The organism is Enterococcus sp. 7F3_DIV0205, from assembly GCF_002141365.2.
Taxonomy (GTDB): domain Bacteria; phylum Bacillota; class Bacilli; order Lactobacillales; family Enterococcaceae; genus Enterococcus_L; species Enterococcus_L palustris.
In genome coordinates this window covers 1,422,994-1,445,748 of the sequence record NZ_CP147244.1, presented here as the reverse complement: position 1 = coordinate 1,445,748, position 22,755 = coordinate 1,422,994, and the positions used below count along the sequence as shown (strand labels likewise).

20 protein-coding genes and 1 other annotated feature are annotated in these 22,755 nt (G+C 37.4%); of the genes, 16 read left to right on the top strand and 4 right to left on the bottom strand.

The features are described 5' to 3' along the window. Nucleotide 1 precedes the first annotated feature (1 nt). The 5 genes from folE (at nucleotide 2) to aspS (ending at nucleotide 5,928) form a co-directional block, all read left to right on the top strand. On the top strand, nucleotides 2–568 hold the full coding sequence (gene folE / locus A5821_RS06815) for a GTP cyclohydrolase I FolE (protein WP_086313821.1): 567 nt from the start codon (nucleotides 2–4) through the stop codon (nucleotides 566–568). 3 nt (nucleotides 569–571) lie between these two features. Next, nucleotides 572–1,180 carry a non-canonical purine NTP pyrophosphatase gene (locus A5821_RS06810; protein ID WP_249921840.1) on the top strand — a complete coding sequence of 203 codons (609 nt, stop codon included), beginning with the start codon at nucleotides 572–574 and terminating at the stop codon, nucleotides 1,178–1,180. After that, complete coding sequence (gene folP, locus A5821_RS06805) at nucleotides 1,177–1,977, top strand: dihydropteroate synthase (RefSeq protein WP_086313819.1); 801 nt, start codon at nucleotides 1,177–1,179, stop codon at nucleotides 1,975–1,977. The genes A5821_RS06810 and folP overlap by 4 nt, the downstream gene beginning before the upstream one ends. A 92-nt stretch (nucleotides 1,978–2,069) precedes the next feature. After that, nucleotides 2,070–2,277: a binding site (T-box leader), on the top strand. A gap of 549 nt (nucleotides 2,278–2,826) precedes the next feature. Then, nucleotides 2,827–4,125, top strand: a complete 1,299-nt coding sequence (gene hisS, locus A5821_RS06800) for a histidine--tRNA ligase (RefSeq protein WP_086313817.1) — start codon at nucleotides 2,827–2,829, stop codon at nucleotides 4,123–4,125. 33 nt (nucleotides 4,126–4,158) lie between these two features. Next, nucleotides 4,159–5,928 carry an aspartate--tRNA ligase gene (gene aspS / locus A5821_RS06795; protein WP_086313816.1) on the top strand — a complete coding sequence of 590 codons (1,770 nt, stop codon included), beginning with the start codon at nucleotides 4,159–4,161 and terminating at the stop codon, nucleotides 5,926–5,928. A 142-nt stretch (nucleotides 5,929–6,070) separates the two neighbouring features. Here the strand turns inward: aspS and A5821_RS06790 are convergent, their stop codons facing one another. Continuing rightward, nucleotides 6,071–6,970, bottom strand: a complete 900-nt coding sequence (locus A5821_RS06790; protein ID WP_086313815.1) for an ROK family protein — start codon at nucleotides 6,968–6,970, stop codon at nucleotides 6,071–6,073. 114 nt (nucleotides 6,971–7,084) lie between these two features. Between A5821_RS06790 and A5821_RS06785 the strand changes: the two genes are divergently transcribed. Together A5821_RS06785 and A5821_RS06780 are read left to right on the top strand one after the other, a co-directional pair. Further along, nucleotides 7,085–7,819 (top strand): MurR/RpiR family transcriptional regulator, encoded by a 735-nt coding sequence (locus A5821_RS06785; RefSeq protein ID WP_086313814.1) that lies wholly within the window; start codon nucleotides 7,085–7,087, stop codon nucleotides 7,817–7,819. 92 nt (nucleotides 7,820–7,911) lie between these two features. Next, nucleotides 7,912–8,709: an ankyrin repeat domain-containing protein gene (locus tag A5821_RS06780; protein ID WP_086313813.1), complete on the top strand. Its 798-nt coding sequence runs from the start codon at nucleotides 7,912–7,914 to the stop codon at nucleotides 8,707–8,709. A gap of 21 nt (nucleotides 8,710–8,730) precedes the next feature. On the opposite strand, the gene A5821_RS06775 is transcribed toward A5821_RS06780, so the two are convergent. Both A5821_RS06775 and A5821_RS06770 read right to left on the bottom strand, forming a co-directional pair. Continuing rightward, nucleotides 8,731–10,074 carry a PTS sugar transporter subunit IIC gene (locus A5821_RS06775; protein ID WP_086313812.1) on the bottom strand — a complete coding sequence of 448 codons (1,344 nt, stop codon included), beginning with the start codon at nucleotides 10,072–10,074 and terminating at the stop codon, nucleotides 8,731–8,733. Further along, on the bottom strand, nucleotides 10,074–11,528 hold the full coding sequence (locus A5821_RS06770) for a glycoside hydrolase family 1 protein (RefSeq protein ID WP_086313811.1): 1,455 nt from the start codon (nucleotides 11,526–11,528) through the stop codon (nucleotides 10,074–10,076). The genes A5821_RS06775 and A5821_RS06770 overlap by 1 nt, the downstream gene beginning before the upstream one ends. Before the next feature lie 229 nt (nucleotides 11,529–11,757). Here A5821_RS06770 and A5821_RS06765 point away from each other — a divergent pair, with 229 nt between their 5' ends. The 8 genes from A5821_RS06765 (at nucleotide 11,758) to A5821_RS06730 (ending at nucleotide 21,016) form a co-directional block, all read left to right on the top strand. Next, complete coding sequence (locus A5821_RS06765; protein WP_086313810.1) at nucleotides 11,758–12,633, top strand: YitT family protein; 876 nt, start codon at nucleotides 11,758–11,760, stop codon at nucleotides 12,631–12,633. A 332-nt stretch (nucleotides 12,634–12,965) separates the two neighbouring features. Then, nucleotides 12,966–14,003, top strand: a complete 1,038-nt coding sequence (locus A5821_RS06760) for a sugar-binding transcriptional regulator (protein WP_086313809.1) — start codon at nucleotides 12,966–12,968, stop codon at nucleotides 14,001–14,003. A 40-nt stretch (nucleotides 14,004–14,043) separates the two neighbouring features. Beyond that, nucleotides 14,044–15,045 carry a type I glyceraldehyde-3-phosphate dehydrogenase gene (gene gap, locus A5821_RS06755; RefSeq protein ID WP_069634608.1) on the top strand — a complete coding sequence of 334 codons (1,002 nt, stop codon included), beginning with the start codon at nucleotides 14,044–14,046 and terminating at the stop codon, nucleotides 15,043–15,045. Nucleotides 15,046–15,183: 138 nt separating this feature from the next. Then, nucleotides 15,184–16,377: a phosphoglycerate kinase gene (locus tag A5821_RS06750; protein WP_086313808.1), complete on the top strand. Its 1,194-nt coding sequence runs from the start codon at nucleotides 15,184–15,186 to the stop codon at nucleotides 16,375–16,377. A gap of 65 nt (nucleotides 16,378–16,442) precedes the next feature. Then, nucleotides 16,443–17,198 carry a triose-phosphate isomerase gene (gene tpiA, locus A5821_RS06745; RefSeq protein WP_086313807.1) on the top strand — a complete coding sequence of 252 codons (756 nt, stop codon included), beginning with the start codon at nucleotides 16,443–16,445 and terminating at the stop codon, nucleotides 17,196–17,198. Nucleotides 17,199–17,356: 158 nt separating this feature from the next. Further along, nucleotides 17,357–18,655, top strand: coding sequence for a phosphopyruvate hydratase (eno, locus tag A5821_RS06740; protein ID WP_010771434.1), 1,299 nt, complete (start codon nucleotides 17,357–17,359; stop codon nucleotides 18,653–18,655). A 176-nt stretch (nucleotides 18,656–18,831) separates the two neighbouring features. Then, nucleotides 18,832–19,557, top strand: a complete 726-nt coding sequence (locus A5821_RS06735; protein WP_086313806.1) for a hypothetical protein — start codon at nucleotides 18,832–18,834, stop codon at nucleotides 19,555–19,557. Nucleotides 19,558–19,630: 73 nt separating this feature from the next. Next, the gene (locus A5821_RS06730; RefSeq protein WP_086313805.1) at nucleotides 19,631–21,016 is read left to right on the top strand and encodes an aldehyde dehydrogenase family protein; all 1,386 of its coding nucleotides are present in this window, start codon (nucleotides 19,631–19,633) and stop codon (nucleotides 21,014–21,016) included. Between the two features lie 132 nt (nucleotides 21,017–21,148). On the opposite strand, the gene A5821_RS06725 is transcribed toward A5821_RS06730, so the two are convergent. Then, a complete protein-coding gene (locus A5821_RS06725; RefSeq protein WP_086313804.1) occupies nucleotides 21,149–21,628 on the bottom strand; it encodes a DUF3955 domain-containing protein in 480 nt (159 codons plus the stop codon). A 328-nt stretch (nucleotides 21,629–21,956) separates the two neighbouring features. Between A5821_RS06725 and A5821_RS06720 the strand changes: the two genes are divergently transcribed. Further along, entirely contained in the window at nucleotides 21,957–22,664 is a 708-nt protein-coding gene (locus A5821_RS06720) for a DUF975 family protein (protein WP_086313803.1), read from the top strand. The last annotated feature ends 91 nt before the right edge of the window (nucleotides 22,665–22,755 follow it).

Below are 22,755 nucleotides of genomic sequence, written 5' to 3'. Positions count from 1 at the left end.
GATGGATGAAAAACAACTAGAAGCAATCGAGCAGGCAGTTAAACAAATTCTAAATGCGATCGGCGAAGACCCCGATCGAGCGGGTGTTAAAGATACGCCAAGACGTGTATCCAAAATGTATAACGAAGTATTTTCTTCTTTAAGAGCGCCAGAATTTGATGATTATGCTCTATTTGATAGCCTGAATGAAGACGATATGGTGTTGGTCAAAGATATTCAATTTTATTCTATGTGTGAACATCACCTATTACCATTTTATGGGAAAGTACATATCGCTTATATTCCTGATGAAAGTAAAGTATTAGGCTTAAGTAAGTTACCACGATTGGTAGAATATTGTGCCAAACGTCCAAGTGTTCAGGAAGATTTAACGATAATGATCGCAAACAAACTTGTCGAACATGTACCTGTTAAAGGGGTGGCTGTTGCAATTGAGGCGGAGCATATGTGTATGACAATGCGTGGTGTTAAATCACCGCACAGTTTAACGAAAACTTTCCATTATCAAGGGGTGTTCAAAACGAATCGAGAGTGTAAGGATGACTTTTTAAGAGCGATTGAAGCGTAAAGGATGAATGGAATGGATATTATTGTCGGCACAAATAATCAAGGGAAGCTACAAGAAATACAAACTGCCTATCCTAAAGAGGAAATCACATTTGTTCCATACACGAACTACACACACAAAAGCTATGATGTAGCAGAAACAGGCAAAACATATACAGAAAATGCGCTGATCAAAGCGCAATTTTATGCCAAAATGCTTGGAAAGCCAGTATTGGCAGATGATGGTGGTTTAGAAATTGAAGCTTTTCCTGATCTTTTGGGAGTTGAGACTGCGCGATTTTTTAAACCGAATATGACAGATTCAGAAAAGAACCACCAGCTGTTTACATTATTTGAAGGACACGAATCATTCACACGAGGGATCAGTCTGCATGCTGTAGTAGCCTATGCTTGGCCAAATGGGGAGTATCTTACTTCAGAACAAGAACTTAAAGGAGAACTAACAACAAAAGAAGTCGGCGAAATGGGTTATGGGTTTGATAAAATTTTTTATTTACCGGAAAAACATAAAACTCTTGCTCAACTACCTAAAGTGCAACGGAATCATTTAAGTCCGAGGGTATCGGCTTTAAAACAATTAATTGAAACATTAAAGGAGCAACAAAGAGGATGAAAGAGGGATATTTTACTAATAAAACAACTCAAATCATGGGGATTTTAAACGTAACACCAGATTCATTTTCAGATGGCGGGTATTTTAATCAGCTAGATAAAGCACTAGCCCATTGTGAAGAAATGTTGGAGGCAGGCGTTGACATCATTGATATCGGCGGACAATCCACACGTCCGAACTATCAAGAAATTTCAGCGGAAGAAGAAAAAGAGCGGATCTTGCCAATAGTAGAAGCTATCAGAAAAAGAACAGAAAAACCTATTTCTATTGATACGTATTTTCCAGAAGTTGCAGATGCGGCATTAGCAAAAGGCGCCAGTATCATCAATGACATCAAAGGGTTGGATACAAAAGGAATGATCGAAGTTGCGCAAAAATACCCAGATAGCGGCTTAGTGATCATGCACTCACGTAAAAGACGTAGTGAGCTGTCAGTAGCCGTGGATATTCAACAGTTTTATCAAGAAAAAATCGATCTCTGTCAAAAGGTCGGGATTGATTCGACACGGATTTGTTTTGACCCGGGGATTGGTTTTGGCAAATCACAGGAAGAAAATATTGAGATTTTAAAATATCCTAAAGTGTTTCGCTATAAAGAGTATCCCTTGTTGTATGGTGTATCTAGAAAAAGAACGATCGCTGCATTGACGAATGAAAAAAATCCATTAGAGCGGGACTTTGGTTCGATTTCCGCTTCATTATTTGCTGCTAATCAAGGAGTAGAAATTGTCCGAGTCCATAATGTTAAAGGAATGCGGGATGCGTTAACTGTTTGGGAAACCTTAAGTAGTCAGTAATAATTGTTATTCGTTTTACATTGGTTAGTGTAAACTAAACTGAAATTCTGCTTGACTTTATATACAATCTCTAGTAATTTATAGATACTATAAAAAAATCGATGAAAGAACGAGTAGATTTTTAACTGATCGTAGAAGAGAAAGTTGCCGAGGCTGAAAGCAACTTCGTTAGATAAATCGAAAGACATTCTGGAGATGAACGGAGGAAAAGCCGTTCCGTTGCGAGCGTTAATCGTTGGAGGAAAGAGCAATCTTTCGAACTTAGGTGGTACCGCGTGTGTCTATTCACTCGCCCTTGTATTTATACAAGGGCGAGTTTTTGTTGTGAATCACCACGATTGGCTTCGCCAGAGTGGATGATGAACAATACTTGGCGAACGAAGTGAGAGAAGTTACCGTACTAGAGAATCACCCAACGCTTAAGGTAGAAAAAGAAGCGGTGATGACTATTTAAGTTGTTTATTAGGTCTTGAAGTACTACGATTGGCTTCGCCAGAGTGGATGATGAACAATACAAGGCGAACAAAGTGAGAGAAGTCACCGTACTAGAGAATCACCCAACGCTTAAGGCAGAAAAAGAAGCGGTGAGAGCTATTTAAGTTGTTTATTAGGTCTTGAAGGACCACGATTGGCTTCGCCAGAGTGGATGATGGACAATACAAGGCGTTCAAAGTGAGAGAAGTTACCGTACTAGAGAATCACCAAACGTTATAATCCAAACCATACATTGAGTCGATCAATTAAAAAGCGCTACCTACTCTTTCAAGTAAGCATAGAGTAATCAAATTCTTAACCGATCTTTATCAAAATAGAATACAAACAATGAACAATAATTAGGAGATGAAAAAAATGAGTTATCAAAAACCAAAAGGAACCAATGACTTATTGCCAGGAACTTCAGAAAAGTGGCAATTTGTTGAAGAAACAGCTCGTTTGATTTTTCGCGATTACCAATATGAAGAAATCCGCACGCCGATTTTTGAACATTATGAAGTCATTTCTCGTAGTGTCGGGGATACGACCGATATCGTTTCAAAAGAAATGTATGATTTTTACGATAAAGGAGATCGTCACGTAACACTTCGTCCAGAAGGAACAGCGCCAATCGTTCGTTCGTTTGTTGAAAACAAATTGTTTGGACCAGAATTTGCCAAACCGTATAAAACATATTATATGGGACCGATGTTTCGTTATGAACGCCCTCAAGCTGGACGTTTAAGACAATTTCACCAAATCGGAGCAGAAGCTTTTGGTAGTGTAAATCCAGCTGTAGATGTTGAAAGCATGGCAATGGCTCTAGACTTTTTCAAACAATTGGGAATCAATCAAATTCGATTAGTAATCAATTCTTTAGGAGATAAAGCAACCAGATCGGCTTATCGTCAAGCTTTGATCGATTATTTAGAACCGAGATCAGCTGAACTAAGTGAAGATTCAAAACGACGTTTGCATGAAAATCCTTTACGAGTTTTAGATAGTAAAGATAAAAAAGATCAAGCAATCGTAGCTGATGCACCATCGATTTTAGATTATTTAAGTGCTGAGTCAAAAGAGCACTTTGAAACAGTTCAAACGATGTTGAATGAATTGAATATTCCATTTGAAGTGGATAGCAATATGGTTCGTGGATTAGATTATTATACGAACACGATTTTTGAAGTCATGAGTGAAGCACCAGGAATGGGCGCTCAAGCTACGATTTGTGCGGGTGGGCGCTATGATGGTTTAGTAGAAGAATTAGGTGGACCTGCAACTCCTGGTTTTGGTTTTGCAATGGGGATCGAGCGTGTCTTGATTACGATGGAAGCAGAAGGTGTTGTCGTTCCAGTCATCAATGAAATCGATGCTTATGTGGTTGGAATCGGTGAACAAACGAATATCGAATCGCTAAAATTGGTTCAAGCAATCCGTAACTTTGGTTTTTCAGCGGATCGTGATTTTATGGATCGTAAAGCAAAAGCGCAATTTAAAACAGCTGCTAAATTAAATGCTAAACTTGCCCTAACTTTAGGTGAAACAGAATTAACAGAAGGCATTGTAAATGTAAAATCAATGGCTAATCGTAATGAAAAAGCATTCCCACTTTCAGATATTTATGAAAGATTTGATGAAGTCTATGATGAAATGATGACCGTGATGTTTGATTAATAATAAGGAAAAAATGAAGAGGAGCAAAGGCTAATGACAAAAAGAACAGTATACTGCGGGGAAGTTTCAGCAGATTTAGTAGGTCAGGTAATCACATTAAAAGGGTGGGTCCAAAAACGTCGTGACCTAGGCGGAGTTATTTTTATCGACTTACGTGACCGTGAAGGAATCGCACAAGTTGTATTCAACCCAGCGCATTCAAAAGAAGCGTGGGAAATTGCGGATAAATGCCGTAGTGAATATGTAATTGAAATCACTGGTGAATTAGCTTATCGTGATAAAGAAGCAATCAACCCTAAAATGAAAACTGGTGAATTTGAAGTGATGGCAACAGCTATCACGATTTTAAATACAGCAAAAACACCACCATTTTTAATTGAAGATGAAAATAATGTCGGCGATGAAATTCGTATGAAATATCGTTATTTAGATTTACGTCGCCCACAAATGACAGCAAATCTAAAATTACGTCACGAAATCACAAAATCGATTCGTCACTATTTAGATGACACTGATTTTATTGATATCGAAACACCTTATTTTGGTAAATCAACACCAGAAGGCGCTCGTGACTATTTAGTTCCTTCACGTGTGCATGCAGGACACTTTTACGCATTACCGCAATCACCGCAAATTTTCAAACAGTTATTGATGAACGCTGGTTTTGATCGTTATTACCAAATCGTTCGCTGTTTCCGTGATGAAGATTTACGTGGTGATCGTCAACCAGAATTTACCCAAGTGGATTTAGAAACAACCTTCTTGTCACCGGAAGAAATCCAAACAATGACTGAAGAAATGCTAGCAAAAGTGATGCGTGAAACAAAAGGTATCGAAGTAACAGTGCCATTCCCACGTATTAGCTATGACGAAGCAATGGCTCGTTATGGTAGTGATAAGCCAGATACTCGTTTTGATATGGAATTGATCGATATCGCTGATGTAGTAAAAGATGTTGATTTCAAAGTCTTCCAAATGGCTTTGGAAAATGGCGGACATGTGAAAGCTTTGAATGCTAAAGGTGCTGCAGATAAATATTCAAGAAAAGATATGGATAACTTAGGTACTTATGTAAGCCAATTTGGTGCCAAAGGATTAGCTTGGTTAAAAGTGGAAGAAGATGGTCTAAAAGGCCCAATCGCAAAATTCTTAACAGAGGTTTCTGACGAGTTGATCAAAGCAACGAATGCTGAGGTCGGTGACATTTTGATGTTTGGTGCAGATAAACCAGAAATCGTTGCCGCAGCATTAGGTGCCGTGCGTTCTCGTTTAGGGAAAGAACTAGGCTTGATTGACGAATCTAAATTCAACTTCTTGTGGGTCGTTGACTGGCCATTGTTTGAATATGATGAAGAAGCAGGTCGTTATGTTTCTGCTCACCATCCATTCACGCAACCTAAAGAATCTGATATTGAATTACTTTCAACAGACCCAGCGAAAGTTTATGCTGAAGCATACGATATCGTTTTAAATGGTTATGAATTAGGTGGCGGTTCATTACGTATCCACAAACGTGAGTTACAAGAAAAAATGTTTGAAACATTAGGGTTCACTAAAGAGTCAGCCCAAGAACAATTTGGTTTCTTATTAGATGCTTTAGATTATGGTTTCCCTCCACATGGCGGAATTGCGTTAGGTTTAGACCGTTTAGTGATGTTGTTAGCTGGTGAAAACAATATCCGCGAAGTGATTGCCTTCCCTAAAAATGGGAAAGCAGCTGACCCAATGACAAGTGCTCCAAGTGTGGTTTCACCATTACAATTATTTGAATTGAACATCGATGTAACAGCGATTGATGAGTAGATAGTAGAAACAGTAAAGCGAGGTTGGGAAGAAAGCGCCTAGCTCAAATAATTTAAGAAGGATCTGCTTTTTTACCACCGTTTAGTCGGATTTTAAGGGGCTGAGATATAACTCGAAGAGTTATATCTCAGCCCCACTTTTTTTATTTTCCATGCTTGCTTATGAAATGATAATAAGCGCCAATCAAGTTGGCATCATTACCTAATGAACTTAAAACGACATTTGGAGCAATGATACTAGCAAGTGGGCCAATATTTAGACTAGTCACGTTTTTTTGCAGACTCTGCTTAATATAATCCAATAGAATCGCTTGACTACTGATACCGCCTCCAATCACGATTTTTTCTGGGTCCAAAATGGCTTGTAGATTCCAAATTTGCACAGCTAATGAATCACAATAGTCTTGTAAAATAATTTGTGCAGCGGGCTCTTCATTTTTGATTGATTCAAAAAAAGCTTCGCCACTAACTTTATCGACTGGTTTATTCAGCATTTTAGCGAAGGGTTTTAATAAACTATAGACACTATTTTTTACAGCGAATAAATCAGTAAGGCGCATAGCTGAATCTGTTTGGACTAAGGAGAGTTCTCCAGCTGCTTGATGGAAGCCTTTAACTAGCTGACCATTCACGATCAAGCTTCCACCAACACCTGTACCTAAAACAATCATAGCGGCATTTTCAATTCCTGTTAGTTGACCTTGATTCATTTCCCCGAGGATTCCACTGCGTGCATCATTTTCCACTGCAACGGTGCAATCAAAAATGGCTTCGTAAAATGTGCGAATATCCATCTGTCGAACAAATTCAAGTGAACCACCATGAACAGCAAAACCACTTTCAGCATCAATAATTCCTGGCATGGAAATTGAAACACCGTCAAAAGGCTCTGGAAATTCCTTTTTTATCCTATTTAAACAAACGTTAAAAGCATCCATCGTTTTAGGGGTCGCTTGTTTTTTTACCTGTTCTAATTGACCAGATACAACTAGTCCATATTTAATAAATGTCCCGCCTATATCCAAAACAAGAATTTTTTTCATCAGAATCGATCTCCTTCATTTTTAAATTTGCGTAATATGAATTTGGTTCCTTTACTTATATCAGTGGCTCCACTATAATGTACACATAAATTTTAACGTAAGTAGGTTAAGCCAATGCTAGAAAAAATCTCAGCAGTCAAGAATTTATCTGATGCCGACGAAGTGCTGCAAAATTATATTTTTAGAAATTTAGAAACGATCTTTACTCTTTCTGCTCGTGAAATTGCGACTCAAATTCCTTGTTCTCCTTCCACTGTAACACGATTCGTAAGAAAATGCGGATTTGATTCTTACCACGATTTTCAGCGCTATGTTAAAAATGAAGTGAGCAAACTTGCAGGTAAAGGGATAACCGATACCATTTCACTTGAGCAAATCTTTGTCAATCAAGTATTTGCTGAGAATGTTATTGAGCAAGTAGAAATAGTGAGTAGTCTCTTGAAGCAATCAAGTTTCATTTATTGTGTGGGAATGGGTTCATCTGGAATCATGGCTAGTTATGCTGCTAGAAAATTTAATACGATCGGTTTTAAAGCAATGCATTCAAATGAACCGTATGCGCCATTTCTTTCTACTCAAATGAAAGAAGATAACAGCGTCATCCTTATATTCTCTAGTTCAGGTGAAACAGCTGAAATTATTGAGATGGTTCAACTTTTGAAATCAAGTAGTAGGCAAATTATCAGTATTACAAATACACATGACAATACCTTAGCCAAGCTTTCTACGATCAACATTCCATACTACATTGAAAATCAACGGCTACCGTATAACTTTGATTTATCCTCTCAGATTCCAACTGTTGCTTTAATAGAATATTTAGTGGCTTTTTGTTTTAACAAGCAATAATCATCCTTACGTTTTCTAAGGCAAAGTGTGTTTATAGTTTGTTTATATTTATGTCTTATACTGAATATAAATAAAACTAAAGGAGGATGCTTATGCGTAGGAAAAAAAATTTGCTAAAGATATCATTACTGATATCACTGGTCCTTATTTTTTCGGCGTGCCAATCTAAAAAAGCGAATCTAAACCAACCAATAAAGGAGAGTACAAGGATGACGACTGATAAAAGTAGTACAAAACAATCAAGTGAAGCGAAAGATGAACAGGCAATGAACGCAACTGAATCATCAACTCCATCTTTTCCAGCAGGTTCTTTGATTCAAGCAGTAACGGATAATGATGCTGCAAAAGTGCAAGCGATATTGGCAGATAAAAACTATACGATCGATGAAGTCAACGCTCAAGGTGAAACGCCACTTTTAGTTGCAACGCATCAAAACTTCGTTGCTATTGCAAAGATGTTGATCGATGCAGGAGCCGATATTAACTTACAAGATCATATTTCGGATAGTCCTTATTTGTATGCCGGAGCCCAAGGAAAAACAGAAATTCTGGCTTACATGCTAGAAAAACAAGTACCAGATCAGCAAAAAGTGAATCGCTTTGGCGGGAATGCCTTGATTCCAGCAGCTGAAAAAGGTCATCTTGAAAATGTTAAACTGCTATTAAAAGATGGAAGAGCAGCTATCGATCATCAAAATAATTATGGTTATACCGCTTTGATCGAAGCCGTTGCGTTAAGAGACGGATCTGAAATCTATCAACAAATCGTCAAAGTTCTGTTAGAAGGCGGCGCAGATAAGACATTGAAAGACAATACTGGACGAACAGCTGAAGATTATGCTAGAAGTTTAGGTTATACTGAAATGTTAAATACACTTAACGCTTATTAATAGCGGCAAAACAGCAGGGGATTAAACCTCTGCTGTTTTTGCGTTTTCTTGTTCTAACAGATACTCTTTTTTATCTGCCATTTTAAAGAACGGATACCACACAAGTACATTCACGATCAATAAAACAATGAAGATCAGTAGGTAATTAAATCCACCTTTCAAGGCCATCGCAATTGGTGCTGGTGTTGTCCAAGGTAGAGCGATCAATGGATTGTATTTGGAAAAGTCTAAGATCGATAACATGCCCCAAGCAATGCCGCCCATTAATAAAGGAGAAGCGACCATTGGTACAAAGAAGAATGGGTTTAGCATCAACGGCATACCGAAAATCAACGGCTCATTCACGTTAAAGATAACTGGCGGACCTGCTAATTTAAACAACGATTTGTATCGCTCTGATTTTGCAGTAAACATGGAAATCACTAAGCCATACGTACTTCCTTGACCACCAAAAGAGTTTCCGCAAACATAAGAAACAACGGCCATGGCAAGATACGGTAGTTCTTGGTGTTGTTGATAAGCGGTCATATTCGCTAACATATTGGCTGTCATCACGGGCATCACTACACCATAAACCATATTTGGATGAATCCCGAAAAACCACAACATATTTGCTAACGTAAAAATAAGGATGATGGCAATTGGAGAGCCTGTCAATGATTGCAATGGTGCTTGGATCAAGGTAGTAATGAATGCGAAAATACTACCAAATGGTGTAAAGGAGAAAACGACTCTAACAATGAAGAAGAACGCTAGAATCACGCCAGATAGGATAGCAGGACTTAAAGATTCTGAAACATTTGAAGGCACTGTATCAGGCATTTTGATCGTTAGATTTTTTCTGATTAAAAATCCATATAAAACAGCAGTGAAGTAGCCAACAATAATAGCTACGAAAAGTCCAGTTCCACCAGTATATTGACTAGCAAAAGCTTCCACATTATTGCTTGCAGTTACAACCGTTTGAGCTGGGAATTCTGTAACAGCTTTTTCAAGTGTATACGTTTGGATCATTTGCGGCATCAGGATGAAAAACGAACCAATTGCCAAAAGTCCAGCAGGCAGTGGATCGTATCCTTCTTTTTTAGAATAAATATAAGCAAAGTTGAAGGTCACGTAAACTGAAAGTAAATTGATCGTAGCACCTAATGCGGCATTAAAGTGAGCAGTCATGCCTGTTTTAGCTAAAAATTCGATCCATTGAGGGATCGGGAAATTCCCAATGATCATGAGCAAAGCGACACCTAATGTAATTGGTGTTGTTCGCATAAATGCTTCGGCTAATGCACTGAAAAATTTACTACCATTCATTTTTTGAGCAATCGGACCAATAAATTTATTCAGAAATTTTTCTAAAGCTTCCATCATTTGTTCCCCATTTCATTTAAGTATTCACCGTTTGTTTCAATCACTTTTTGATACCAATAAAAACTCTCTTTTTTGTAACGATTTAAAGTACGCTCAGAACGTTCATCCCGATCAATATAAACAAAACCATACCGTTTTTGATAGCCATTCAACCAACTAAGCAGATCAGTAAAACTCCAAGTGCAATAGCCTAACACTTGAACTCCGTCTGTGATTGCTTCTTGGATCTCATGTAAATGTTTTTGTAAGTATTCGATACGGTAAGGATCATGGATTTCGCCGTTTTCTAATTTGTCGTATTCTCCTAAACCATTTTCTGTGATCAGAACGGGTAGCTGATAACGACTTTCGATTGTTCTTAAGGCCACTCGAATGCCGACCGGATCAATCGTCCAATCCCAATTTGTTTGTTCTAGATAAGGATTTTTGACAAATTTACTCACTCTAGGAATTTCCATTTCTGTACTGGTTCCTTTTTTACCAGAGTTATTCATTTTCATTTCTCCTGAGAAGGAATCTGTGGTACTAGCTTTGACTGTTGCAGTTTGATAATAATTTAAACCGATGAAATCTGGAATACCGCATGCTAGTAATTCTTGATCGGATTCGGTAATAACGGGCGCTAGCTGTAATTTTTCTAATTGCTTGATAACGGTTCTTGGATATTTGCCTGTTGCATAAACATCTAGCCAGAAAAATCCCATCAGTTCTTCCGTATCAATTTTAGCTAAAACATTCAGTGGATTACTATCAAAAGCATAAGCAGGACCATAATTGAAACTTGGGCCGATCTGTCCTTTATAACCACCGTTTTTAAACGCTTTGATCACAGACGCATTAGCAAGATTGGCAATATGATTGGCCGCAAACATTCGTTTAACATCACGAACAGCAGGTGGATGAGTACCCAGTAAATAACCATGAGTGATAAAAACATTCTGTTCATTCAAACTTACCCAATAGTTTACTCGATCAGAAAAGGCATCAAATAATACCTTGGCATAATTGGTAAAATCTTCAATAATTTGTCGGGATTCCCAGCCCCCATACTCATCTTGCAGTGCTTGAGGGAGATCCCAGTGGTAAATTGTTACGATCGGTTCAATGTTGTATTTCAAAAGCTCATTGATCAACTGATTGTAAAAATCAAGACCTGCTTGATTGGGCTCGCCTTTACCGTTTGGAAAAATACGTGACCATGCTATGGAAAAACGATAAGCTTTCAAGCCAATCTCCGCCATTAAAGCGACATCTTCTTTAAAGCGATGATAGTGATCGACTGCAACATCTCCATTCGTATCTTGGAAGGTCGTACCAGGTTGTTTCACAAAAGTATCCCAAACAGAAATACCTTTACCAGCTTCTTTATAAGCTCCTTCAACTTGATATGCGGCAGAGGCACTACCCCATAAAAAATTTTTAGGAAATTGATCTAATTCTGTGTGGCGCATAATCATTCCTCATTTCAATAAAATTTGTATAAGTCGATCATAGCGGAAAAACATTTTTTTGTAAGCGTTTTTCTTCAACGTGCAACACGTTGCAAGATTATGAAACACACAGATACAAATGAAAAAAAGAAAATACTTTTCTTCTATTTAAACAATTGTGCTTTTTTTCCTACTCTAAAGCACGTATAATGGAAACCAAACGAATCAAGTAAAGTGAGGCTACTTCTACATGAAAAAATTCTTTGAAAGTTTACCTGTCCATGATTACACGACAAAACTTTCAGTGTCGATCGTTTATGCGATCTTGGCATCTGTTGCGATGAACTTCTTTTATCAACCAGGAAATATTTATTCTAGCGGGATTACAGGCCTCGCTCAAATTCTAACGACCTTATCAACAAAGGTTGTAGGGTTTAAAGTACCTGTTTCGATTACGTTATATGCCTTGAATATTCCCTTGTTTTTTGTGGCTTGGCGTAAAATCGGGAAAAAATTTACGGTCTTTACTTTTCTGACTGTTACACTGACTTCTATTTTTATGCAGATCGTGCCGCAAACAAGTCTCTCTAATGATCCAATTATCTGTGCGATTTTTGGTGGAGCAGTGATGGGTTCAGGTATTGGTTTTGCTTTGAAAAATGGTCTTTCTTCAGGTGGACTAGATATTTTTAGTATCACGATCCGTAAAAAAACAGGGCGTTCTGTTGGATCGATATCCATGTATTTTAATGGTTTGATTATTTTCGTGGCAGGGTATTTATTTGGCTGGCAGTATATGTTTTACAGTGCTTTGTCTATTTTTGTGAGTGGAAAAGTGACGGATGCAGTCTATACAAAGCAAAAGAAGATGCAAGTCATGATCATTACGAAAAATCCAGATGCTGTGATCGATGGAATCCAACAGAAAATGAGACGGGGAATTACGATTATTCATGAAGCAGAAGGGGCCTATCGTCATGATAAGCAAACATTATTATTGACGGTTGTGACTCGTTTTGAATTACCATCATTAGAAGCGGCTATGAAAGAATCTGATCCGTCTGCTTTTGTAAGTATTTCAGATAACGTCAAAATTCTTGGGCGTTTTTATGAAGAGGATTTATAAGATAAGAGACACACGAAAAATCCAGATGTTAGGTCTGGATTTTTTTATTCGATTGTCGCTTTGAATGAAATTTTTAGTATACAAAGGATTTTAAGGAGACACAACAAATAATAAATCTCAAAGAAAAGACTGTTAATTTCAAAAAAATAATCTCTTTTTCTTGAAAAGAAAGATGAAAACTGTTAAACTATGTATGTAAGATTGAGGGACGCTTTTAAGACTGTTAATAGAATTTAACAATGCGAAAGAAGAACGTCAATCCTATTTTTTTAAAGTTCATAGGTCGTTTTAAGTCTTACTTGGACGTTTTTAGACCAACGAAGGAGCGCATCATGCTAGATGAATTGAAAATGATTGAAGCAGTTGCTCCAGATTTGCTCGATGTAATGCAGGAAAGGTTTCATATTCTTCGTAATATTTACTGGATGCAGCCTATTGGACGTAGAAGTCTATCTGATAGTATGGGAATTACAGAACGGGTCTTGAGAACAGAGACTGACTTTCTGAAAAATCTGCAACTGATAGAAACTTCTAAAAGTGGAATGACATTAACTGAAAAAGGTTTAGACGTTTACCAAGGGTTAGAGACCGTGATGAATCAATTACTTGGCATGCATCAAATCGAAAAAGAAATCAGTCAGTATTTCGGAATCAAGCGTTGTATCGTTGTCGCTGGCAATAGTGACAATCAAGAGAAGGTTTTGTATGAGTTTGGGGATGTTTTGACTGACTCACTAGACTTACTTTTACCTGAAGGCAATAATATTATTGCAGTTATGGGTGGTACGACAATGGCGATGACAGCTGAGCATATGGGGACTTTAGAAACGGAAAAAAGACATAATCTTTTTGTTCCAGCTAGAGGCGGAATTGGTGAAGCAATGACGGTCCAAGCCAATTCAGTAAGTGCTGTAATGGCAAGCAAAACTGGTGGACACCATAGAGCATTATATGTTCCAGAGCAATTAAGCTTAGAAACATATAACTCATTGTTGCAAGAACCCTCGATTCAAGAAGTTTTGACACTGATCGAGCAAAGTAATTGTGTGGTTCATAGTATTGGACGCGCATTACACATGGCAGCACGTCGCAAAATGTCTGACGATGAAATGGTTATGCTAAAGCAAAACAATGCTGTAGCAGAATCTTTCGGCTATTTCTTTGATGAAGAAGGGGAAGTTGTTTATAAAATCCCACGAATCGGACTTCAGTTAAAAGATGTACAAAAAATTCCGAATGTCGTTGCGATTGCAGGCGGTAAGACAAAAGCTAAAGCAATCCACGCATATATGAAGAACGCACCAAAACAAACGTGGCTCATCACAGATGAAGCTGCTGCAAATGAGATTTTAAAAGGGGCAACCCTTTAAAATAAAAAAATTTTTGATTTTCATAAGGAGGAAATCTTTAATGACAGTTAAAGTAGGTATTAATGGATTTGGACGTATCGGACGCTTAGCATTCCGTCGTATCCAAGATGTAGCAGGAATCGAAGTAGTAGCAATCAACGATTTAACAGATGCTAAAATGTTGGCTCACTTGTTAAAATATGACACAACTCAAGGTCGTTTCAACGGAACTGTTGAAGTTCATGATGGATCTTTCAACGTTAACGGTAAAGAAGTTAAAGTTCTTGCTAACCGCAACCCAGAAGAATTACCATGGGGCGAATTAGGTGTAGACATCGTTCTTGAATGTACTGGATTCTTCACTTCAAAAGAAAAAGCTGAATTACACTTAAAAGCTGGTGCTAAACGTGTTGTTATCTCTGCTCCAGGCGGAAATGACGTACCAACAATCGTTTATAACACTAACCACGATATCTTAACAGGTAAAGAAACAGTTATTTCAGGTGCTTCATGTACGACTAACTGTTTAGCTCCTATGGCTAAAGCTTTACAAGACAACTTTGGTGTTGTTGAAGGTCTTATGACTACAATCCACGCTTACACAGGTGACCAAATGACTCTTGATGGACCTCACCCAGGTGGAGACTTCCGTCGTGCACGCGCTGCAGCAGAAAACATCGTACCTAACACAACTGGTGCTGCTAAAGCAATCGGTCTAGTTATCCCTGAATTAAATGGTAAATTAGACGGAGCTGCTCAACGTGTTCCTGTAGCAACTGGTTCATTAACTGAATTAGTAACAGTTCTTGACAAAAAAGTAACGGTTGAAGAAGTAAACGAAGTTATGGCTAAAGCTGCTAACGAATCTTACGGATATAACACAGACGAAATCGTTTCTTCTGATATCGTAGGTATGACTTTCGGTTCATTATTCGATGCTACTCAAACTAAAGTAATGACTGTTGGCGATCAACAATTAGTGAAAACTGTTGCTTGGTATGACAACGAAATGTCTTATACTGCACAATTAGTTCGTACTTTAGAGTACTTCGCTAACTTATAAGAATAACTCTTATCATTAGTGAAATTTGAACAACTGTGAAATAATAAGCGGGGAAGCAACGCGCTTCCCCGCTTTTTTTATAAGTTTAAGAAAAATCATTCTTTTCAAAATCAAAAAAATAGATAGGGGTAACTTTTAATGGCTAAAAAGACTATCAAAGATGTAGACTTAAAAGACAAAAAAGTTCTTGTACGTGTTGACTTTAACGTGCCTTTGAAAGATGGCGTGATTACGAACGATAACCGTATCGTAGCAGCACTTCCAACAATCAAATACGTGATCGACAATGGCGGAAAAGCAATTTTATTCTCTCACTTAGGTCGCGTTAAAACAGAAGAAGATAAAGCTGGTAAATCATTGAAACCAGTAGCAGAGCGTTTAGGTGAATTACTGGGTAAACCAGTAACATTCGTTCCTGAAACTCGCGGTACTGAATTAGAAACAGCTGTTAACAACATGAAAGACGGCGATGTTTTAGTGTTTGAAAACACTCGTTTTGAAGATATCGATGGTAAAAAAGAAAGCGGAAATGACGCTGAATTAGGTAAATACTGGGCTTCTTTAGGTGACGTATTTGTAAATGATGCATTTGGTACGGCTCACCGTGCTCACGCTTCTAACGTAGGCATTGCTTCAACTGGTATTCCAACAGTTGCTGGATTCTTAATGGAAAAAGAAATCAAATTCGTTGGCGAAGCAGTAACTGCACCAAAACGTCCTTTTGTAGCTATCTTAGGTGGCGCAAAAGTTTCTGATAAAATCGGTGTTATTGAAAACTTGATTTCTAAAGCAGATAAAATCCTTATCGGTGGCGGAATGACTTACACATTCTACAAAGCGAAAGGGATCGAAATCGGTAACTCACTTGTTGAAGAAGATAAAGTTGCTTTAGCAAAAGAATTGATCGAAAAAGCTGGTGATAAACTAGTATTACCAATCGATTCAGTATGTGCTAATGAGTTCAGCAATGATGTTGAAACAGTTATCACTGATGGCGAAGCTGTACCAGAAGGCTACATGGGCTTAGACATTGGACCTAAATCAATCGAATTATTCTCTAAAGAGTTAGCAGGCGCTAAAACAGTTGTCTGGAACGGACCAATGGGCGTATTCGAAATGAGCAACTTTGCTAAAGGTACAATCGGTGTATGTGAAGCAATCGCTAACTTAGAAGATGCAACAACGATCATCGGTGGCGGAGACTCTGCTGCTGCTGCAATTCAATTAGGCTTTGCTGACAAATTCACTCACATTTCAACTGGTGGAGGCGCAAGCTTAGAATTGCTAGAAGGTAAAGAATTACCAGGATTAGCGGCAATTAACGATAAATAAAGAGGTTGTCTTTTGAACACCGTTTAACCAATCCATACCATAATAAGAAAAGGATGTGCTTTTCCATGCGTAAACCAATCATCGCTGGTAACTGGAAAATGAACAAAACTTTAGCAGAAGCGCAAAGCTTTGCTGAAGCAGTAAAAAATGCTGTTCCATCAAAAGATGTCGTTGATTCAGTAATCGGATCTCCAGCATTATTCTTAGCACCACTTGCTTGGAGTCTAAAAGATTCTGACGTTCAATTATCTGCACAAAACTGCTACTGGGAAAACTCAGGCGCATTTACAGGTGAAAACTCACCAGCTGCTATTGCAGATTTAGGTATCCAATATGTAATTATTGGCCACTCTGAACGTCGTGAGTATTTCCACGAAACAGACGAAGACATCAACAAAAAAGCAAAAGCAATCTTTGCTAACAATATGACACCAATCTTCTGTTGTGGCGAATCTTTAGAAACATATGAAGCAGGTAAAACTGCTGAATGGATCGAAGGACAAATCACAAACGGTTTAGTTGGTTTATCAAATGAGCAAGTATCTTCAATGGTTATTGCTTATGAACCAATCTGGGCAATCGGAACTGGTAAATCTGCTGATGCAAACATTGCGGATGAAATCTGCGGCGTTGTACGTGCAACTGTAGAAAAATTATACGGTAAAGAAGTATCAGAAGCTGTACGTATCCAATACGGCGGTTCTGTAAAACCTGAAAACATTGCTGAATATATGGCGAAAGAAAACGTTGATGGAGCTTTAGTAGGCGGAGCAAGTCTTGAAGCCGATTCATTCTTAGCCTTGTTAGAAGCTGTTAAATAAGACACGCTTATAACAATATACGCAATAAAAAGAAAAATCATTGAATAATCTATGAATTATGCAAAAAATGTTTGCATAGCACGCGTTTATTCACTACAATCATAATTAAGGGAATCGAATCCCCTTAGTATAAAACAAACTCAAAGGAGAGACAAAACATGTCAATTATTACTGATGTTTACGCACGCGAAGTCTTAGACTCACGCGGTAACCCAACAATCGAAGTAGAAGTATACACTGAAAGCGGTGCTTTTGGTCGTGGAATGGTTCCATCTGGCGCTTCAACTGGTGAATACGAAGCCGTTGAATTACGTGATGGTGACAAAGCTCGTTACTTAGGTAAAGGGGTTGTTAAAGCAGTTGACAACGTGAATAACATCATCGCTGAAGCTATCATTGGCTACGATGTACGTGACCAAATGGCAATTGATAAAGCAATGATCGATTTAGATGGAACTCCTAACAAAGGTAAATTAGGCGCAAACGCTATTCTTGGTGTTTCAATCGCTGTAGCTCGTGCTGCTGCTGATTACCTAGAAGTACCTTTATACCACTACTTAGGCGGATTCAATACAAAAGTATTGCCAACACCAATGATGAACATCATCAATGGCGGATCTCATGCTGACAACAGTATCGACTTCCAAGAATTCATGATCATGCCTGTAGGCGCTCCTACATTCAAAGAAGCTTTACGTTATGGTGCTGAAGTATTCCACGCATTAGCTGGAATCTTAAAAGCTCGTGGCTTAGCTACTTCTGTAGGTGACGAAGGTGGTTTCGCTCCTAACCTTGGTTCAAACGAAGAAGGTTTTGAAGTAATCATCGAAGCAATCGAAAAAGCTGGCTATGTACCTGGTAAAGATATCGTTCTTGCTATGGATGCTGCTTCTTCTGAATTCTACGACAAAGAAAAAGGCGTTTACGTTTTAGCTGATTCAGGCGAAGGCGAAAAAACTACTGAAGAAATGATCGCATTCTACGAAGAATTATGTGCGAAATACCCAATCATCTCAATCGAAGATGGATTAGATGAAAATGACTGGGATGGTTTCAAAAAATTAACAGTTGCTTTAGGCGACAAAGTTCAATTAGTTGGTGACGATTTATTCGTTACAAACACAACTAAATTAGCTGAAGGTATTGAAAAAGGAATCGCTAACTCAATCCTTATCAAAGTGAACCAAATCGGTACTTTAACTGAAACATTCGAAGCTATCGAAATGGCTAAAGAAGCTGGCTACACTGCAGTTGTATCTCACCGTTCAGGTGAAACAGAAGATTCAACAATCTCTGATATCGCTGTTGCAACAAACGCTGGTCAAATCAAAACTGGTTCATTAAGCCGTACAGACCGTATTGCTAAATACAACCAATTATTAAGAATTGAAGACCAATTAGGCGAAGTTGCTGAATACAAAGGTTTGAAATCTTTCTACAACTTAAAAAACAAATAATTTTAGTTGACTATAAAGCCAAAAGGGACAACTGATTTTTGAATCTTTTCTCCTTATACTCATACTTAAAAACTCCTCTTGTGAAGACAAGGGGAGTTTTTTACATAGTTGATTAACGGATTCTTTCAGTTATACTTAAAGAATAAACTGGTATTTTAAAGGAGATGATGGATAATATGAAAAAAATTTTAAGGGTTGTAGTTGTATTCTGCATGTTCACTTCAATTTTTTTAGCTTTTTGCACTGCTCAAAAAGGAACAGTAGAGGGGGCAAAGAAGGATATTGACAAGAAGTTAGTTCATAAAGTAGCGGGTTCTTGGGTAGCGAATAATTACGATTATGGGAACTATGAACTAGTTTATGATGGCAAAACGTTGACATATAATTCAATGAAACTGGAGATTGAATATACTGAAGGAAATAGAGTTTTTACACATCAAGCACATGATAAAACAGCTCATTACATTTTTGAAGCAAAAGAAGATGAGATTATCGTGTACCCTAGTTATAAAGTCGAGCAGAGTGGTGATGAACTAGTTGTCGGTGGAGATTTAGCTCCAATCGAGTTGAAAAAAACACGAACGATATCCAAGGAAAGTATTTTTGGAAGATGGAAATCGGTAGAATCAGACTTTCCAGCGTTTATTCAGGTAAGGGCTACGTTTGATCCTAATAAAATAGATTTGCTGATAGCTCAAACTGAAGAATCTGAGAAGAATGAAATAATCCCCTTAACTTTTGAAACTGGTGAATCTGAGTTGATTTATTTAAATAAAGAGAAGACGATTAGATACAGCTTTTCCTATTACGAAGAAACTAAAATGCTGCTCAACTCCGCTACAACGGAGGAGGGCGTAGAAGGAACTGCACGACCATGGATTTTAGAAAGAGTTGTTGAGTAATAAAGAAAGACAGTTCTATTATCCAAAAGAAAAAAACGATGCTATACTAAAAAGAAAACAAGGAGGACCTATCATGAATCAAGCAGATCTCCAAACAATAATGACAAAACAACGCAGATTTTTCAACTCAAACCAAACAAAATCGATTTCTTTTAGAAAAGAACAACTGGAACAGCTATTGATTAATGTACAAAAGCATGAAGAAGATTTCTACTGGGCTTTTGAAAAAGATTTGAAAAAACCTAAAGCTGAAGTATATGCGACTGAATTAGGGTTAGTTCTTTCAGCAATTAAAGATATGCTTAAAAACCTTGATAAATGGACTAAGCCTGTAAACAAACCCAGGGCTATCTCATCTTTACTAAATAAAAACATGGTCTTTTTAGAACCTTATGGAACGGTTTATATTATTGGTCCCTTTAACTATCCACTTCAATTGACCTTAGTTCCTTTGATTGGCGCACTTGCAGCTGGTAATTGTGCAATTGTAAAACCATCATCTAAAACACCAAATGTAGCTGCAGTGATCGGTGCTGTTCTTGGTGAAACGTTCGATGAAGAATACGTCAAAGTGCTTTCACCTAATTCCATTGATAATGCCACCGTTTTAAAAGAGCGTATGGACTTTATTTTTTTTACAGGAAGTACCAAAGTTGGAAGAATTGTGATGGAAGCAGCTGCTAAACATTTAACGCCGGTTGTCCTAGAACTTGGAGGTAAGAGCCCTGCTATTGTTACGGAACAAGCTGATATTGAGTTAGCTGCTGAACGAATTATCTGGAGTAAACTACTTAATACAGGGCAAACTTGCATTGCAACAGATTATGTTTTAGTAGATGAAAAAGTAAAAGGTCAACTAATTATCTCGTTGAAAGAAAAAATCCGCGAATTTTATGGAAAAGAGATCCAAGAAAATCTTGATTATGGTCGTATTGTTCAAGGTGATGCTACCAATAAGTTTAGTCAATTGATCAACGAAAATCGTCAATTTCTGATATATGGTGGAGAATATGATTTAGAGACAAGATTTGTAGCGCCTAGTCTTTTTGATATTGGCTTAAGCCGAGAGAATAGTTTGATGAAAGAAGAATTATTCGGACCGCTGTTGCCAATCTGTACATATCAACACTTGGACGAAGCGATTAACTTTGTTAAAGACGGTGAAAAACCGTTAGCATTGTATCTATTTTCCGATGATAGAGAGGTTCAAAAAAAGATTTTACATGAAATATCTTTCGGTGGTGGTGGAATCAATCAAACGATCCTTCATGTAGCCAATGACGACTTACCTTTTGGCGGAGTTGGAGCGTCTGGAATGGGGAATTATCATGGGAGATATAGTATTGAAACCTTTTCTCACGAAAAATCAGTTGTTTATGGTAGAAAAGACACTATGGCAAAATTGATCTATCCTCCTTATGATCAGAAGAAATTTGATTGGTTAAAACGACTATTATAAAACAAGTCCAGAATGTAACCTAATTGTTTTCAGTAGCGTTAAAACATGCTAAAAATAGAGAAGAAGCTTATCGATTGATGAGCTTCTTCTCTATTTTCTTAAGCTCCCACTAGACAAATCAAGTTCATGTTACTATTTTTTTGAGCGAAAGCTATCATTAATAAATTTGATACCCGTAACTAAAAAGACAATCATGCCAGCAAAAATAAATAGAAATCCTATCGGCAAAAGATAAAAATTTTCATGTAAAGTACCTGATGCATCAACATACTCTACTGAATTTGCTTTGATAAAGATACAAGCAAACCCAAAAATCAGTAAGAATGCCCCAATCAATGTTGTAACCATATTCAGCTTTGCCCGCCTTGTTTTACTACCATCTTTTATTAATTTTTCGGTCATGTTGTTCACGTTATTTCCCCCTAGAATTAATTCATCAAGCGAAATATGAAAAATAGTAGAAATTAGGATCAATAGTTCGAGGTCTGGAAGATTACGATTATTTTCCCAGTTAGAGACTGCTTGTCTTGTTACATTTAAACGAATCGCAAATTTTTCCTGTGTCAGTTGATTTTTTGTTCGTAGTTCTTTAATCTTGTCTCCAAATTCCATAGTATAAATTCCTTTCGTTGATGTATCTCAAGCATAGAGGGATATCTTGTTAATCACAAGAAAGCATTCCTTGCACACTCCTAAAATAAAGGGAAAGCAATCCTTGCTTAGTGGTTTTCTTCATAGAATACTGCGTTTTGTTCGCGGTTAAATTATAGCATCTATAAATGATAAATAGAAATTTGACAGTCTTCTCTTGTTTTTTATGTTACAAGTTTAATAATAAAATTGATTCCTTTATTGAAGAGTTCTCCATAAACGCATATGTTTTTTTCAAAAACTATTTATTTGTTATACTGAATGTAACAAATTGAAAGGAGGAAATTTTATGAAAACAAGAGCTGAATTAAAAAATGAAGCGAAAGACGTTTTACGTGGACGTTGGAAAGACAGTGTATTGATGTGTTTGGTACCAACATTGATTTCCATTGCAATTGGACTACTTGTATTTTTTCTACTATTATTACCAACTATTACTTTTGTTCAAAATAACCCTGATTTTGTAAGTGGTACTACAAGCTATGAAGGGAGTTCTGGCAGTGGCGGGAGTGGCTTCTTTGGTGGTGTTATAGGAGCGTTATTTAGTGCTGGGATTTCTTGGACATTCCTTGATCTTTTAAGAGGAAAAAGAAAAGAAATCAATCCCTTTTCAGATGCATTCCGCGGTTTTGCTGGACCTGTGATTTTAGGCGTGATTTGTATTAGTTTATTAACACTTGTCTTTGTTACGCTATGGTCATTACTATTGATTATCCCAGGAATTATCAAAGGTTATTCTTATTCACAAGCATATTTTGTTTATTATGATGGTTATGAAGAAACTGGTGTACGTCCAGGCTTTTTAGACTCGATCACTCGCAGCAGAAAGCTTATGAATGGCTATAAAGGTCAATTATTTTTATTAGATCTAAGCTTTATCGGTTGGCATATCTTAGCGATGTTAACGTTAGGAATCGGTTATCTATGGTTAACACCATACATCACTGCCACAAAAGCTGCATTCTATGAAAATTTACCGAAAACGATAACTGCTTAAAAAATCAAAAGCCCGAAACAAAACGGATTGTTCGTTTTTGTTTCGGGCTTTTTAATCTGACTAATTATTTAAGTAAAATGATGAGCGAATT

Bases quoted from the DNA above. Each gene is read 5' to 3' on its own strand.
- folE (WP_086313821.1), top strand. From the start codon at position 2: ATGGATGAAAAACAACTAGAAGCAATCGAGCAGGCAGTTAAACAAATT.
- A5821_RS06810 (WP_249921840.1), top strand. From the start codon at position 572: ATGAATGGAATGGATATTATTGTCGGCACAAATAATCAAGGGAAGCTA.
- folP (WP_086313819.1), top strand. From the start codon at position 1,177: ATGAAAGAGGGATATTTTACTAATAAAACAACTCAAATCATGGGGATT.
- hisS (WP_086313817.1), top strand. From the start codon at position 2,827: ATGAGTTATCAAAAACCAAAAGGAACCAATGACTTATTGCCAGGAACT.
- aspS (WP_086313816.1), top strand. From the start codon at position 4,159: ATGACAAAAAGAACAGTATACTGCGGGGAAGTTTCAGCAGATTTAGTA.
- A5821_RS06790 (WP_086313815.1), bottom strand. From the start codon at position 6,970: ATGAAAAAAATTCTTGTTTTGGATATAGGCGGGACATTTATTAAATAT.
- A5821_RS06785 (WP_086313814.1), top strand. From the start codon at position 7,085: ATGCTAGAAAAAATCTCAGCAGTCAAGAATTTATCTGATGCCGACGAA.
- A5821_RS06780 (WP_086313813.1), top strand. From the start codon at position 7,912: ATGCGTAGGAAAAAAAATTTGCTAAAGATATCATTACTGATATCACTG.
- A5821_RS06775 (WP_086313812.1), bottom strand. From the start codon at position 10,074: ATGGAAGCTTTAGAAAAATTTCTGAATAAATTTATTGGTCCGATTGCT.
- A5821_RS06770 (WP_086313811.1), bottom strand. From the start codon at position 11,528: ATGCGCCACACAGAATTAGATCAATTTCCTAAAAATTTTTTATGGGGT.
- A5821_RS06765 (WP_086313810.1), top strand. From the start codon at position 11,758: ATGAAAAAATTCTTTGAAAGTTTACCTGTCCATGATTACACGACAAAA.
- A5821_RS06760 (WP_086313809.1), top strand. From the start codon at position 12,966: ATGCTAGATGAATTGAAAATGATTGAAGCAGTTGCTCCAGATTTGCTC.
- gap (WP_069634608.1), top strand. From the start codon at position 14,044: ATGACAGTTAAAGTAGGTATTAATGGATTTGGACGTATCGGACGCTTA.
- A5821_RS06750 (WP_086313808.1), top strand. From the start codon at position 15,184: ATGGCTAAAAAGACTATCAAAGATGTAGACTTAAAAGACAAAAAAGTT.
- tpiA (WP_086313807.1), top strand. From the start codon at position 16,443: ATGCGTAAACCAATCATCGCTGGTAACTGGAAAATGAACAAAACTTTA.
- eno (WP_010771434.1), top strand. From the start codon at position 17,357: ATGTCAATTATTACTGATGTTTACGCACGCGAAGTCTTAGACTCACGC.
- A5821_RS06735 (WP_086313806.1), top strand. From the start codon at position 18,832: ATGAAAAAAATTTTAAGGGTTGTAGTTGTATTCTGCATGTTCACTTCA.
- A5821_RS06730 (WP_086313805.1), top strand. From the start codon at position 19,631: ATGAATCAAGCAGATCTCCAAACAATAATGACAAAACAACGCAGATTT.
- A5821_RS06725 (WP_086313804.1), bottom strand. From the start codon at position 21,628: ATGGAATTTGGAGACAAGATTAAAGAACTACGAACAAAAAATCAACTG.
- A5821_RS06720 (WP_086313803.1), top strand. From the start codon at position 21,957: ATGAAAACAAGAGCTGAATTAAAAAATGAAGCGAAAGACGTTTTACGT.